12 protein-coding genes are annotated in these 14,386 nt (G+C 64.1%); 8 read left to right on the top strand and 4 right to left on the bottom strand.

The annotated features are described in order from the left end of the window. Positions 1 to 57: 57 nt before the first annotated feature. On the bottom strand, positions 58 to 351 hold the full coding sequence (locus CWE16_RS12420) for a hypothetical protein (RefSeq protein ID WP_161567582.1): 294 nt from the start codon (positions 349 to 351) through the stop codon (positions 58 to 60). A gap of 84 nt (positions 352 to 435) precedes the next feature. Between CWE16_RS12420 and CWE16_RS08960 the strand changes: the two genes are divergently transcribed. Beyond that, complete coding sequence (locus tag CWE16_RS08960) at positions 436 to 2,007, top strand: ABC transporter substrate-binding protein (protein WP_131594747.1); 1,572 nt, start codon at positions 436 to 438, stop codon at positions 2,005 to 2,007. Continuing rightward, complete coding sequence (locus tag CWE16_RS08955; RefSeq protein WP_131594745.1) at positions 2,007 to 3,026, top strand: ABC transporter permease; 1,020 nt, start codon at positions 2,007 to 2,009, stop codon at positions 3,024 to 3,026. The genes CWE16_RS08960 and CWE16_RS08955 overlap by 1 nt, the downstream gene beginning before the upstream one ends. Here CWE16_RS08955 and CWE16_RS08950 read toward each other — a convergent pair. Continuing rightward, positions 3,020 to 4,621 (bottom strand): alpha/beta hydrolase, encoded by a 1,602-nt coding sequence (locus CWE16_RS08950; RefSeq protein WP_236629661.1) that lies wholly within the window; start codon positions 4,619 to 4,621, stop codon positions 3,020 to 3,022. The two genes, CWE16_RS08955 and CWE16_RS08950, sit on opposite strands and share 7 nt — an antisense overlap. 140 nt (positions 4,622 to 4,761) lie before the next feature. Here CWE16_RS08950 and CWE16_RS08945 point away from each other — a divergent pair, with 140 nt between their 5' ends. After that, positions 4,762 to 6,021 (top strand): MFS transporter, encoded by a 1,260-nt coding sequence (locus CWE16_RS08945; RefSeq protein ID WP_236629667.1) that lies wholly within the window; start codon positions 4,762 to 4,764, stop codon positions 6,019 to 6,021. Continuing rightward, a complete protein-coding gene (locus CWE16_RS08940; RefSeq protein ID WP_201737982.1) occupies positions 5,927 to 6,604 on the top strand; it encodes a Coq4 family protein in 678 nt (225 codons plus the stop codon). Before CWE16_RS08945 ends, CWE16_RS08940 begins: the two co-directional genes overlap by 95 nt. Here CWE16_RS08940 and CWE16_RS08935 read toward each other — a convergent pair. After that, the gene (locus CWE16_RS08935; RefSeq protein ID WP_131594743.1) at positions 6,598 to 6,882 is read right to left on the bottom strand and encodes a SemiSWEET family sugar transporter; all 285 of its coding nucleotides are present in this window, start codon (positions 6,880 to 6,882) and stop codon (positions 6,598 to 6,600) included. The two genes, CWE16_RS08940 and CWE16_RS08935, sit on opposite strands and share 7 nt — an antisense overlap. A 62-nt stretch (positions 6,883 to 6,944) precedes the next feature. Here CWE16_RS08935 and CWE16_RS08930 point away from each other — a divergent pair, with 62 nt between their 5' ends. Continuing rightward, on the top strand, positions 6,945 to 7,310 hold the full coding sequence (locus tag CWE16_RS08930) for a hypothetical protein (RefSeq protein WP_236629660.1): 366 nt from the start codon (positions 6,945 to 6,947) through the stop codon (positions 7,308 to 7,310). A gap of 37 nt (positions 7,311 to 7,347) precedes the next feature. On the opposite strand, the gene ychF is transcribed toward CWE16_RS08930, so the two are convergent. Then, positions 7,348 to 8,439 (bottom strand): redox-regulated ATPase YchF, encoded by a 1,092-nt coding sequence (ychF, locus tag CWE16_RS08925; RefSeq protein WP_131594741.1) that lies wholly within the window; start codon positions 8,437 to 8,439, stop codon positions 7,348 to 7,350. Between the two features lie 128 nt (positions 8,440 to 8,567). Here ychF and CWE16_RS08920 point away from each other — a divergent pair, with 128 nt between their 5' ends. Genes CWE16_RS08920 through cysS form a run of 3 tightly spaced genes read left to right on the top strand, consistent with a single transcriptional unit; the run spans position 8,568 to position 14,381 of the window. Next, positions 8,568 to 9,743: an efflux RND transporter periplasmic adaptor subunit gene (locus CWE16_RS08920; protein ID WP_131594739.1), complete on the top strand. Its 1,176-nt coding sequence runs from the start codon at positions 8,568 to 8,570 to the stop codon at positions 9,741 to 9,743. A 39-nt stretch (positions 9,744 to 9,782) separates the two neighbouring features. Next, positions 9,783 to 12,827 (top strand): DNA polymerase I, encoded by a 3,045-nt coding sequence (gene polA / locus CWE16_RS08915; protein ID WP_131594737.1) that lies wholly within the window; start codon positions 9,783 to 9,785, stop codon positions 12,825 to 12,827. Between the two features lie 42 nt (positions 12,828 to 12,869). Beyond that, a complete protein-coding gene (gene cysS / locus CWE16_RS08910) occupies positions 12,870 to 14,381 on the top strand; it encodes a cysteine--tRNA ligase (RefSeq protein ID WP_131594735.1) in 1,512 nt (503 codons plus the stop codon). The last annotated feature ends 5 nt before the right edge of the window (positions 14,382 to 14,386 follow it).

Raw genomic sequence — 14,386 nt, 5'->3', positions numbered from 1 at the left:
CCGTTGCCGCCGACACTGGCAGTCACCCCCCTGCATGGGGCAGAGTCGTAAGAACCATCACAGGACAGGTCTGCATTTGCCGATCTGTGCTTCATCCGGTTCATGCCGAACGAATTGATCCACGCCCCGGGGCAACGCTGCATCGCGAACGCGTCGCACTCCACCATGGATCTTCACCAGGGTGACTGCATTCGGATCGACAACACCAACGATCTCTTCCAGGTCATCAGCATCGACGGAGACCACAACCGCTGCTGGGTCCGCCGCTGGCCCCTCCAACCCAAGGGTGGCTCTGGCGTCTTCGAAATTTCCCTGCAACAGATCACCCGTCCCGAGCCGGCTCTGCCCCACAGCCAGGCTCGGCGCCCTTGAATGGCTGGCAGCTGAAGATCAATCGCCGTGCAGCAGCCGTGCCGCCCTTCCCGCTCCGGCTGGATGGCTGCGTCCCTGCTGCTCGTCCTTGGCAGCAGCCAGCTGGCCTGCCAGCAGCAACGCAGCAGTGATCGACTGACGGTGGCGAGCGCAGGACGCATCGTGTCCCTCGACCCAGCCCAGGCAAGCACCACGGGCACCCTCCAACTGCTCAGCGCCCTCGGTGACACTCTCTACCGCCGCTCAGAGAACGGGACGCTGACCCCCCAGCTGGCTTCAGCCCAACCCCAGCTCAGCGATGGGGGGCGCACGGTGGAGATCCCGCTCCGCCGAGATGTGTTGTTCCACGACGGCAGCCGCTTCGATGCCGATGCCATGGCCTTCAGCCTGCGTCGTTTTCTGCGCATCGGCACCCAGAGCTATGTGGTGGGGGATCGGATCGAGAGCATCGAAACGCCAACCCCCTTTCTGCTCAGATTGCGGCTGAGCCGTCCCTCGAGCTCTCTAGAAAGCCTGCTCACCTCCCCTTACCTGACGCCGGTCTCCCCGAAGGCATACGCCGACCATCGCGATCGCTTTCTCAATGACCGCTTCATCGGCACGGGCCCCTACAAACTCACTCGATTCAACGCCACTCAGCAGCGCCTCACGCCCTTTCCTGAGTATTGGGGCGAGGCACCTAGCAATGGCGGACTTGACCTGGTCAACCTCAGCAATTCCACGGCTCTGTTCGGGGCCCTGCGCAGTGGCGAAGTGGATGTGCTGCTTTCCGATTCCATCGATGAAGACCAGCGTTTGGCCCTCGATCGGCGCGCCAAACAGGGACTGCTGCTGGAGAGCAGCGGCCCCGCTCTGACCATCGGCTACGTCACTCTGCTCAGCAATGCCCCACCGCTGCAAAACCAGCTGGTACGCAGGGCTCTCGCCCACAGCCTCGATCGGGACCTAATCAGTCGCAGGGTGAGCCACGGACAACGCCAGCCCCTCCGCTCTCTGATTCCTCCGGCCCTTCGAGGGGGCGCAAGCGAACCCTGGCCCACCTATGCCCCGGCGACCGCACGCCGTTTGCTGCAACAGGCTGGCTACTGCCAGGGCAAGCCCCTCAACGTGCCCTTCACCTACCGCTCGAATGTGCCCTCCGACCGGCTGATGGCCCTCACCTGGCAGGCCCAGCTGAGGCGGGATCTGCAGGACTGCATCAAGCTCAACCTGGAGGGCGTGGAGTCGACCACGGTCTACCGTCAGCTCGGCGAGGGGGCGTTCAAAGCGGTGATGCTCGACTGGGGAGGCACCTACCCCGACCCGGAGGCGTTCCTGGTGCCCCTGCTCAGCTGCAACAAGTCGCAGGGCTCGCTTTGCGAAGCAGGCGAGGCCGTGAGCAGCGGCAGCTTCTGGACCCGCCCTGGCCTCGAGCTGGCCCTGCGTCGTAGCGACAGTCTCCTGGGCCAGCAGCGTCTGCAACAACTGGCACGGGTGGATGCCATGGCTGCTCAGGGAGCGGCCTACCTACCCGTTTGGCTGGTGACGCCAAAGGCCTGGGCCCAGACCGATCTAGACAGACCCCGGTTCGATGGAAGCGGATTGCTACAGCTCTCCAAACTCAAGAAGCACTCCGCTCAGGCGAGGGGACTCTGATGGCACGGGGTCGTGAGCTACTGCGCTACTGCGCCACACGCCTGGCTCTGGCGCCTCTCATGCTCTGGCTGATCGCCAGTCTGGTGTTTCTGCTGCTGCGGGTTGCCCCTGGCGATCCTGTCGATGCTGTGCTCGGCAGTCGAGCCCCAGCAGCAGCCAAGGCCTTGCTCCGCCAACGCTTGGGGCTCGACCTACCCCTCAGCCATCAATACCTCGACTTTCTTCAAGGTCTCCTCCACGGCGACCTAGGCCAGGCACTGATCAACCAGGAACCAGTAGGGCAGATCATTGCCAAGGCGCTGCCCGCCAGCCTGGAACTCAGTCTCACCGCCCTACTGATCGCGGCCGTGAGCGGCCTGGCCGTGGGCTTCAGCGGCATTGCCCGCCCCGAGGGGAAGCTCGATCTCGCCGGACGCTTTTACGGGATAGGCACCTATGCACTGCCACCCTTCTGGGTGGCGATGCTGGTGCAGCTGCTGTTTGCCGTGATCCTGGGCTGGCTGCCGGTGGGCGGCCGCTTCCCCCCCAGCCTTGTGCCACCGAGCGGCAGCGGTTTTCTGATCCTCGACAGTCTCATCAGTGGCAATTGGGCAGCGCTGCAGGGCTCCCTGCGCCACCTGGTGTTACCCGCCTGCACCCTGGGGTTGCTGCTCAGTGGCGTGTTCACCAACGCCCTGCGCCTGAACCTGCGCCGTGCCCTTGGCTCCGATTACGTGGAAGCGGCCCGCAGTCGCGGGCTGAGCGAAGCACAGGTGGTGCTGCGGCACGCCCTGCCCAATGCCCTCTTGCCCGTCCTCACCATCGCCGGAATCACCGTGGCCTCCCTGATCGGTGGCGCCCTGCTGATCGAAGTGACCTTCTCTTGGCCGGGGATCGCCCTGCGTTTGCAGGAGAGCATCAACCAGCGCGATTACCCGGTGGTGCAAGGGATTGTGGTGGTCGTGGCTGCCCTGGTGGTGATGGTGAGCGTGCTGGTGGACCTCCTGGTGGCGCTGCTGGATCCGAGGGTTCGCTACTGAGCGAGCAAACGGGCTGCACCACCGCGATCGAGTCGATGCAGATGCAGCTCACCAATCCGGCGATGCAGGACCCTGGACTCTGCTGGCGGCGCTGAGGGCATCGCTGGTCCCTCCAGCTGATCGAGAAAGCTGATGATCTCCGCTTCCAGAAGGACCTGCACCTGAAGCGGCTGCACCCCCACCAGCTCTTCCCCGAGCTGGAACAAATCCTCACCCCGGCCACCTCCAGCCTGACCCTCCACCCGCACCGGTGAGAAGTGGCTCGCTCCCTGCACGAGCACAGCGCGACTAGCGGGGTGGGGAGACACGGCGAGCATCAACCCCAGCTGCTCGCTCTGGGGAGGGGTAATCAGATCGAGGGTGCCCCCGGTAAACAGCACAGGCACCGCCACATCAATGGGGCGATCCCGGGGCCAGAGCAGACTCCCGAAACTGTTCATGCCGATCACCCCCACCAGCTCCCTGGGAGGGGTCAGCTGGGGGAGACGCACATCCTCCACTTGGCACTGGAGCAGACGGGAAAGATTGCCAAGGGGCAAACCATCCAGGGCCACGGCACAACGGCGCTGCAACCCTGGTTGGGGTTGCGCCCCGGCAGCCAGCAGGGCGGTGAGGGCACCAAGGGAGTGACCACCGAGGACCAACTGCTGACCGGGCAACTGAAGGCCCCCCTCCCGGCGTGCCCTGAGCACGGCCTCGAGGTCCCGGAGCCGATCCGGCAACACCTCAGCGCCCGGTGGAGAACGACGGCCATCGAGCAGCGCCTGCACGGCGTCGGCGTCGCTGCCGGGATGCTCCAGCACCAGCACTGGCCAGCCACGGGCACTGAGATCACGGCCGAGCCAACGGAAATGGTCAGGGCTGCCACCCAACCCCGGCATCCACACCAACCAGGACTGTCGTTGGGGCGCACCAGGACTGGCAGGCCAGATCTGCAACCTGAGCGGACGGGAGCGGTGGGGCACCGTGAGCAGCTGGCGTTCGGGATCGAGAGCCTGGCCAGCCGCCACGGCACTGCCCCCGTCGATCGTTCCGACGCCGCTGGCTCGCTCTTCGGCCTGCTCCACAGACTCGCTGGAGAGACGTCGCACGAGCTGCTGCTGACGCTCCAGCTGCTGACGCCAATGGCTCGCCACCTGCAGCAGAGCATCGAGGTCAAGCCGCACCCGCTCGGCGGGCAGCGCCTCAAGCAGATCAAGACTGCTGACCTGCTCCTGACGCTCCAGGAGCATCTCCAGAGTCGTCAGGACGGTGATGCCCTGGCTGTCCTCATCAACACGCACGATGTCGGCCACTTCATCGAGCAGGCGACGGCCGGCCCAACTGCCGAGCATCTGACGGGCCATGCTCCGGTCATTGATCAAGGGGGCCTTCAGCAGGGCCAGAACGCCTTCACGGCTCTCAGGCTCCAGCAGGTTCAGCCAGATCGCCAGTTCACTCGTACTGCGCCCGTCAGCCCGCACCCAGGCCACCAGATCAGTGATCTGAACGGGAATCGACAGACCGTCGAGCTGCACTTGCAGCTGCTCCGCGGCGCGGAGCGGACGCAGGAACGTCGGGGAAAGCAGCAGACTGGCCAGCAGTCCAACGCCCAACCACTGTTGAGGAAATCGTTCTGTTGAGCGTCGTCGCAAGGCCAAGGCCCTTGAACTGGTGGCACCAGTTTCCCGCAGCACTGCAGGAACTGGCAGTGATTCGCTGGATCGCCTCGCTCGGGGCTGGTGGCGTGATCTACATGACACCGATCATTTTTCACCAGGTGGACCTCTCGGCCAGCCAGGTGGGACAGGGGCTTGCGGCTTCCGCCCTGATCGGAACCGTGGCCAGACTCCTCAGCGGACTCATGCTCGACCGAGGGCTGAGCTGCTCCTGGCCGGTGAGGGCCGCAGCAGTGCTGGCCCTGATCGCCGATCTGGTATTGCTGCAGGCCCATGGATTTGAGGGCTATTTGAGTGGCCAGCTGTTGATCGGCGTAGCCGCGGGGTTCTACTTCCCGGCGATCGAACTGGCCGTCCCCCTCAGCACAGGACCCTTCCCCTCCAGCCGGGGCTACGCCCTGGCCCGCAGTGCTGACGCCCTCGGGGTGGCGATGGGTGCCCTGACGGGAGCAGTGCTTGCCGGCCTGGGCCTGATCCGAGGTGTCTTTCTGGTGGAAGCGGCCGCGGTGCTGGCGATGCTGACCCTGCTGGCCTGGAAGCCTCTCCCCGATGGTCGTGATGCCCTGCTGCATCCCCAGGGCGCCGAGAAGCCTCTCCTCAAGGAGCCGGCCGCCAGCGCCGGTGGACGCTGGCTTCTGCCTCTTCTGCCGGTGCTGGCCTTGAGCATCGTGGCCACAGGCATGATCGCCCTGATGCAAAGCGCTCTGCCCCTCGACCTGGTGCGCGGTGGGCTGGAGCGCCCCGCCCTGAGCGAAGCCTGGAGCGGCGGATTGATTGCCCTTCAGCTGAGCCTGCTGGTGGTGCTGCAGTGGCCGGTCGGCAACTGGGTGGCGCGCCACAGCCTCCGTTTCGGGCTGGGCCTTGGCCTCGTGAGCTTTGCGGTGGGCTGCTTACTGCTGGCTGGCTCCGCGCTATGGAGCGGTGGCGTCAGCCTGATCCCCCTGGCGGTGCTTCCCGTCGCCTTCGCTGAAGCAGCCTTTCTGCCGACAGCGGCCGAAGCAATGGTTGAAGAAACGCCATTGCAGCATCGCGGCCTGGCGATGGCCCTCTTCTCCCAGTGCTTCGCGATCAGCGCCACCGGTGCCCCTCTCATCGCCGGCACCCTGCTCGACTCCCAGGGGCACGGCCTGGTGCTCTGGCTCCTCATGGCCCTGATCTGCATCTGCAGCACCCCGCTGCTCAAAAGCGTCAGGCCGCGCTATACAGCGGGTCTGGCGGCGATTCCTCTGCCCCTGGAGACCGATGAGCAAAGCCCGGGAACTGCTGCGCTCCGTTCGCAACATGACCATCCTTCGGGAGCTGGCCCGGACGGATGGGGGGCTGGACAGCGTCGCTGATCTGGTCGACAACTTCATCGACAGCCAAGCGATGGAGCTCTGCATCGAACGCTTCAGGGCCCTGCCGGGCGGTCGCGAGCTCCTCGAACAGCGCTACCCACCCTTCCAGCCGGACGTGGACGCCCTGGAGCGGTTGCCGGAAGGCAGTCTTGGCCGCGCCTATGCCGGCATGATCCGGCGGCTCAACTACGACCCGGAGTTCTTCCGACCACGGGACACGAGCACAGAAGCGCTCTGGCTGACTCAGCGGATCGCGACCACCCACGATCTGCATCACGTGGTGGCAGGTTTCAACACGGAAGCTGCAGGCGAATCCGGGGTTCTGGCGATCACCGCCACCCAGATCGGCTTCCCGGCCTTCGTGCTTCTCAACCTGCTTTCGGGCTTCCGAGCCTTCCGCCTCCAGCCCAAGGAGCTGGAAAGCATCAGCAGGGCGATCGCCCATGGCAGCCGCATCGGCCTCGAGGCAGCCCCTCTGGTGGCCCAGAAATGGGAGGAAGGCTGGGACAAACCCCTTCAGCAATGGCGTGAAGACTTAGGCCTCCGAATTGCTGAGGGAGAGCCGTTCAGCGCCGTCTACTGAATCACCGAAGACGACGAGCCACGCTGAAAGCGATGGCGCAACTTGGCTTGCAGCACAAAGACCGCTGGCACCAGGGTGACCAAATTGGCAGCGATCACCGGCCCATTGCCCGTCAGCAGCCCGAAGAGCGCCCAGGTGGCCAGCCCAAGGGTGAACAGGCCGTACATCGACAGAGAGATCGAGCGAGTGTCCTGACTGCGCAAGGTTTTGAGCGCCTGCGGAAAAAAACTGAAGGTGGTGAGCAGCGCCGCCAGATAACCGATCGCGTCAACAGACATGCCAAATGAGCCACAGGGCTCCATACAGTTTCGCCAGTCATGTCTCAATGAGGACGCACGTCATGGCCATTCGACGCTGCCAGGGGCTGCTCAGCGCCGCAGGCCTCAGCCTGACGCTGGCCGCCCCGCTTTCGTCCGCAGTCTTTGCTGGCGAGAGTCGCCAGGAGATCCGCAAAGCCCTGGTAGGCCTGGCCGCCTATGCGGGTTGCAAGGAGCGCCATGCCGGCTACAGCGCCGAACGCGCCCAGCGCATCATCAGCAGCGGCATCGCCAACAACGGTTGGCAGTCACAGGCCGACTGGCTCCGCTCCCCTCAGGCTCTGCGCGTGGTGGCCCTCACCACCGACGCCATGAACAAAAGCTGCGATGACTTTGATCAGAACAGCAAAGACTTCGTGCCGGCGATGCAGGCGATCGACGCCCTATGAGGCAATCGGCAGGGAGACCCGGTGAAGCGCTAGGGGTTCAGACATTGAACAGGAACTCCATCACATCCCCTTCCGCCACCACATAGTCCTTGCCTTCACTCCGTAGCCAGCCCTTGTTGCGGGCTTCAGCCAGCGAACCGGCCTCCAGCAGCTTCTCCCAGCCAATCGTCTGAGCCCGAATGAAGCCCCGCTCGAAGTCGGTGTGGATCACCCCGGCGGCCTGGGGAGCGGTCATGCCCGCACGGAAGGTCCAGGCACGGGTCTCCTTCTCACCCGTCGTGAAGTAGGTGCGCAGACCCAGCAATCGGTAGGTGGCCCGGATCAGGCTCTGCAAGCCGCCTTCGCTCACTCCGAGCCCTTCGAGGTAATCGCTGCGCTCCTCATCCCCGAGCTCAATCAGCTCGGCTTCCACCTGGGCAGAGATGCGTACGGTTTCCGCACCCTCCTGCTGGGCCAACGCCACCACCTCCTCGCAGAAACTGTTCCCCGCGGAAAGGTCATCTTCACTCACATTGGTGGCATAAATAATCGGCTTAGCGGTGAGCAGACCCAGGGGCTTGATCATGGCGGCCTCCTCATCGCTCAGAGGCACGCTGCGGGCGGCTCCCCCCTGCTCGAGCACCTCTTGGATCCGTTCCAGAGCGGCGTCTTCCACCTGCGCCTCCTGACTGGTGCGCATCTGCTTCTTGAGCCGTTCGCGGCGCTTCTCGATCTGGGACAGATCAGCCAGCCCCAACTCCAGGTTGATCACCTCCGCATCCCTGGCCGGCCCCACGGAACCCGATACATGAATGACATCGTCATCCTCGAAACAGCGGACCACATGCACAATCGCGTCCACTTCGCGGATGTTGGCGAGGAACTTGTTGCCCAGGCCCTCACCCTGGCTGGCTCCCTTCACCAAACCGGCGATGTCGACGAACTCCATCCGGGTGGGAATCAACTCCTTGCTGCTGCTCAGATCTGACAGCTGCTGCAAGCGTGGATCAGGCACCGCAACAGTGCCCACGTTGGGTTCGATCGTGCAGAAGGGAAAATTGGCAGCCTGCGCCTGCGCATTGGCGACCAATGCGTTGAACAGGGTGGACTTGCCGACATTGGGCAGCCCGACGATTCCGGCTTTAAGCATGGGCGGGAATCTACCTGCGGCCCACAGCGGACCACTGCTGTTCAGAGAACAGTCATCCCAACAACACGCGCGCAGACCACAGCAAGACCGCCAGCCAGCGAGACTGGTCGCACTGTCGTCTGTGGGGCATGGCCACCACCAACCGCCCGCCCCGCACCTCACCTCAGGAGCTGGGCTTGCCTTCTCTTAGCCCACTCAGCGGCCTCCGACGCCATCGACGCCGCACCGTTGCCGTGATCGCAGGGGTGGTGCTGATTGCCGGTGGGGCCAGCATCTGGACCCTGGGTCCCGGCCGCAACCGAACCCGAAACCTCACGCCTTACACGGTGAGTGCCGAAAGGGGCTCGTTACCCGGGGTGGTCACCGCCAGTGGCGAACTGGAGGCGGTACGTCGCGTGAATGTGAGCCCCAAGCAGCAAGGGCGCCTGGAAGCGCTTTTCGTGGAAGAAGGCGACTCGGTCAAACAAGGCCAAGTACTCGCCCGCATGGACAGCGGCGACTACCGCGACCGGCTCGACGAGTTAATGGCCCTCGAACGCCAGGCCAAGGCTGATTACGACGCCAAAGCCGCGGACTATGAGCGCCAGCAATCGCTGTTTGCCAGCGGTTCCATCAGCCGTGCGGACGTGGACAATGTCCGAGCGGCTTACCTCTCCAGCAAGGCGGCCCTGGCTGCTGCACGAGAACGAATCCAACAACGCCAGGTGGAGGGTGGAGAGCTCCTGATCCGCGCCCCTTTCAGCGGCGTGATCACCCAGCGTTATGCCGAGCCCGGCGCCTTCGTCACCCCCACCACAACCGCCTCCGCAACCGCCGGCGCGACCAGCTCCTCAATCGTTGAGCTCTCCCAGGGGCTCGAAGTGGCCGCGAAGGTGCCAGAAAGCGATATCGGTCGCATCCGGATCGGCCAGGACGCCATCGTGCGTGTGGATGCATTCCCCGATCAGCGGTTCAACGCACGGGTGCGCGACATTGCACCTCGCGCCGAAAAACTCGACAACGTCATCTCCTTCGAAGTGGAGCTGGATCTCCTCAACCCACCTCCCCAACTGCGGATTGGGATGACAGCAGATGTGGACTTCCAGACTGGCCGCACGGCGATCAGCACCCTGGTACCCACGGTGGCCATCGTGACCGAGAACGGTAAGCCGGGTGTGTTGCTGGTCGGCAAAAACGATCAGCCCCAATTTCAAGCGGTAGAGCTCGGTGCGAGCAGCGGCAGCCAAACGGCCATCCTCAATGGCGTGCAACCGGGATCCAGGGTGTTCATCGATCTGCCCCCCTGGGCCAAAAAGCGCGACTGACGGCGACAATGCCCCTTCTTGCCCCTGCCCGAGCCCACCGTGACATCTGAGGGAAAGGATCGACCACTGCTGCTTCTGGTGGACGGCCATTCCCTGGCCTTCCGAAGCTTCTACGCCTTCACCAAGGGTGGTGAGGGTGGTCTTGCCACCAAAGATGGACTGCCCACCAGCGTCACCTACGGCTTCCTCAAAGCCCTCCTGGACAACTGCAAGGGGTTAAAGCCCACGGGCGTGGCGATTGCCTTCGACACGGCTGAACCCACGTTTCGCCATGTGGCAGACGCCAACTACAAGGCGCACCGGGATGTGGCCCCCGACGTGTTCTTCCAGGATCTGGAGCAGCTGCAGGTGATCCTGCGCGAACAGCTGCGTCTGCCCCTCTGTCTGGCACCGGGCTACGAGGCCGATGACGTGCTCGGCACCCTGGCGAATCGCGCCGCAGGCGATGGCTGGCGCGTGCGAATCCTCAGCGGCGACCGAGACCTGTTCCAGCTGGTGGATGACCAGCGCGACATCGCAGTGCTCTACATGGGCGGTGGCCCCTATGCCAAAAACAGCGGCCCCACGTTGATCGACGAAGCCGGCGTGGAGGCGAAGCTGGGCGTGCATCCCACCTCCGTGGTGGACCTGAAGGCCCTCACAGGCGATAGCTCCGACAACATCCCCGGAGTGAAGGGCGTCGGCCCCAAGACCGCCATCAATCTGCTCAAGGAAAACGGCGACCTCGATGGCGTCTACCGGGTGCTGGAGGAAGTGGAGGCCGAGGGGGCGAAAGCCAGCCGAGGTGCCATCAAGGGTGCCCTGAAGGGCAAGCTCAGCGCCGATCGCGACAACGCTTACCTCTCGCGCAAACTCGCGGAGATCCTTGTGGACATTCCCCTGCCAGAGGATCCTGAGCTCGATCTGGGCACGGTGGATGCCGAAACTCTCACCACCCGCCTGAAAGAACTCGAGCTCAACAGCCTGATCCGCCAGGTGCCCACCTTCGTAGCGACCTTCTCAAGCGGCGGCCTGACGGCGAATGGCCATCTGCTGGAGACAACGGAGCATTCCTCAAAACCCTCCGTTGACTCCAGCCCCCCAGTCGACACAGTGCCCGACAGCAAAACGGCTGCGGCTGTCGACGAGGCCAGCCTCCCGGTCCTAGCCCCCCAGCTGATCACCAGCCCGGCACAACTCAGCGCCCTGATCGAGCGACTGATGGCCTGCCGCGACCCCCAGGCCCCGGTGGCCCTCGACACCGAGACCAGTGACCTGAACCCGTTTAAAGCCCAATTGGTCGGGATCGGGGTCTGCTGGGGAGCTGAACTCAGCGACCTGGCCTACATCCCGGTGGGACACACCCCGCCGACAGAACCCGGCCTCGACATTGCCAACAGCCTCGACATTGCCAACAGCCCCGAGAGTGCCAACAGCCTCCAACAGCTGCCGCTTGAAACGGTGCTCGAGCAACTGGCACCGTGGCTGGCCAGCCCCGAGCATCCCAAGGCCCTCCAGAACGCCAAATATGACCGTCTGATCCTGTTGCGCCATGGCCTACCCCTTGGCGGCGTGGTGATGGACACCCTGCTGGCGGACTATCTGCGTGATGCAGCGGCTAAGCACGGCCTTGATGCGATGGCCGAGCGCGACTACGGCATCCGCCCCACGCTGTTCAGCGATCTGGTGGGCAAGGCAAAGGAGGGGAAGGCCAGCTGCTTCGCGGACGTCCCCGTCGATCAGGCGGCCCTTTACTGCGGCATGGACGTGCACCTCACGCGACGCCTGGCCATCGATCTGCGCCACAGCCTGGAGGCGATGGGTCCCCAGCTGACCGAGCTGCTCGAGCGGGTGGAACTCCCCCTTGAGCCAGTGCTGGCGCTGATGGAGGCCACGGGAATCCGTATCGACACCCCCTACCTGTCGGAGCTGTCTTCCGAGATGGGCCAGACCCTGGAACGACTGGAAGCGGAGGCGAAGCAAGCTGCGGGAGTCGACTTCAACCTCGCCTCTCCAAAGCAGCTCGGCGAATTGCTCTTCGAGACCCTCGGCCTCGACCGCAAGAAATCGCGCCGCACGAAAACGGGCTTCAGCACCGATGCATCCGTACTGGAGAAACTGGAAGCCGATCATCCGGTGGTGCCCCTGGTGCTGGAGCATCGGATGCTCAGCAAGCTCAAGAGCACCTACGTGGATGCCCTGCCCCAGCTGGTTGAAGCGGAAACCGCACGCGTTCACACCGATTTCAACCAGGCGGTCACCGCCACAGGAAGGCTGAGCAGCAGCAATCCCAACCTGCAAAACATCCCCGTGCGGACGGAGTTCTCCCGCCGAATCCGCAAGGCGTTCCTGCCCCAAGAAGGCTGGAAGCTGCTGAGTGCTGATTACTCCCAAATCGAGCTCCGCATCCTTACCCATCTCTCCGGTGAGGAGGTGCTGCAGCAGGCCTACCGAGATGGTGATGACGTGCATGCACTTACGGCCAGACTGCTGCTCGACAAACCCGAGGTGAGCAGCGATGAACGCCGCCTGGGCAAGACCATCAATTTCGGGGTGATCTACGGCATGGGTGCCCAACGGTTCGCGCGGGAAACCGGGGTGAACCAGGCGGAAGCCAAGGAGTTCCTCAGCAAATACCGGCACCGTTATCCGAAGGTGTTTGCCTTCCTGGAACTCCAGGAGCGTCTGGCGCTGAGTCGTGGCTACGTCGAGACAATCCTGGGCCGGCGCCGGCCCTTCCACTTCGATCGCAATGGACTCGGCCGACTGCTTGGCAAGGATCCACTGGACATCGATCTCGATGTGGCACGGCGGGGAGGCATGGAGGCGCAGCAGCTGCGCGCCGCCGCCAACGCACCGATTCAAGGCTCCAGCGCCGACATCATCAAACTGGCCATGATTGAGCTGCAGGCCGCTTTAGACCAGCAAGGGCTACCGGCACGCCTGCTGCTGCAGGTGCACGATGAACTGGTGCTGGAGGTGGATCCCTCGGCCCTGGACAGCGTGCGCACCCTCGTCGTGCAGACCATGGAAAACGCCCTGCAGCTGAGCGTGCCCCTCCTGGTGGAAACCGGCGTGGGCGCGAATTGGATGGAGGCGAAGTAAGCCCCACGCCGTAGCCTCGCCCCAGCCCACTGCGCTTGCCCCGTGCCCCTGCGGTTCACCAACACCCTCACCCGCCGCACGGAAACCTTCCGGCCGCTGAGGGAGGACCAGGTGAGCATTTACTGCTGCGGTGTGACGGTCTACGACCTCTGCCATTTGGGCCATGCCCGCAGCTACATCAACTGGGACGTCCTGCGTCGCTATCTGATCTGGCGTGGGTATGCGGTGACCTTCGTGCAGAACTTCACCGACATCGACGACAAGATTCTCAAACGCGCCGCCGAAGAAAACAGCTCGATGGATGCGGTGAGCGAGCGCAACATCGCGGCTTTCCATACCGATATGGATGCCCTCGGGATTCTGCGGCCCGACCGCATGCCCCGGGCCACCCGCTGCCTCGATGGCATCCGCGCCTTCATCAGTGAGCTTGAGGCCAAAGGAGCCGCCTATTCCGCTGATGGTGATGTGTATTTCGCTGTGATGAAGCACGCCGGATACGGCAAGCTCAGCGGCCGCGACCTCAGTGAACAACAGACCAATGCCGACGGCCGCGTCGCCGATGCCGAAGAAGCCCGTAAGCAGCACCCCTTCGATTTCGCCCTCTGGAAGGGCGCCAAAACCGACGAACCCAGCTTCCCCTCACCCTGGGGCGAGGGGCGACCGGGCTGGCACATCGAGTGTTCAGCGATGGTGCGGGAGGAGTTGGGAGAGACGATCGACATTCACCTGGGTGGCGCCGACCTGGTCTTCCCCCACCACGAGAACGAGATCGCGCAATCGGAGGCTGCCACCGGCAAGGAGCTGGCCCAGGTGTGGCTGCACAACGGCATGGTGAACGTGGGGGGCGAAAAGATGAGCAAGTCGCTGGGTAACTTCACGACCATCAGGGCCCTACTGGAGAGCGGGATCTCCGCCATGACCCTGCGTCTGTTCGTCTTGCAGGCCCACTACCGCAAACCGCTCGACTTCACAGCGGAAGCACTGGAGGCGGCCACCACAGGTTGGAAGGGTCTCAACGCTGCCCTCGGGCTGGGCGAACACCATGCTTCCAGCCTGGGATGGCGGGAGCCCGCGCCCCTGCCGGAGGGAGCGATCACGATCGAGCAGATCCAAGGTCAGATGACGTTCTCAGATGAGCCGTTGCTGGGCGCACGCCAACGCTTCATCGACGCCATGGACGATGACCTCAACAGTTCAGGCGCTCTGGCCGTGCTGTTCGACCTTGCCAGACCCCTGCGCGGGCTTGCCAATCGCCTTGATCGCGGTGACATTCCTGAGCAAACCGATGACGAGCAGCCCCTATTGGAGCAGCGCTGGTTGTTGTTACGGGAGCTTGCCGGGGTGCTCGGATTGCGCTCGGAAGCATCGGGGGTGGAGCCTGAAGATGCCGAATCCTGCGACCCCAGCGCCATCGAAGCGGCGATTGCCGCTCGTCAGGCAGCGAAACAGGCCAAGGATTTCGCCGAAGCCGATCGGATCCGCGCCGAACTCACGGGCCAAGGGATCGAGCTCATCGATAAGCCTGGCGGCGTTACCGAATGGCGACGCTGCTGAGGACA

Source organism: Synechococcus sp. BS55D, assembly GCF_004332415.1.
Lineage (GTDB): Bacteria > Cyanobacteriota > Cyanobacteriia > PCC-6307 > Cyanobiaceae > Synechococcus_C.
Note: the sequence above shows the minus strand (reverse complement) of the source record. Positions and strands in the feature narration are given on the sequence as shown.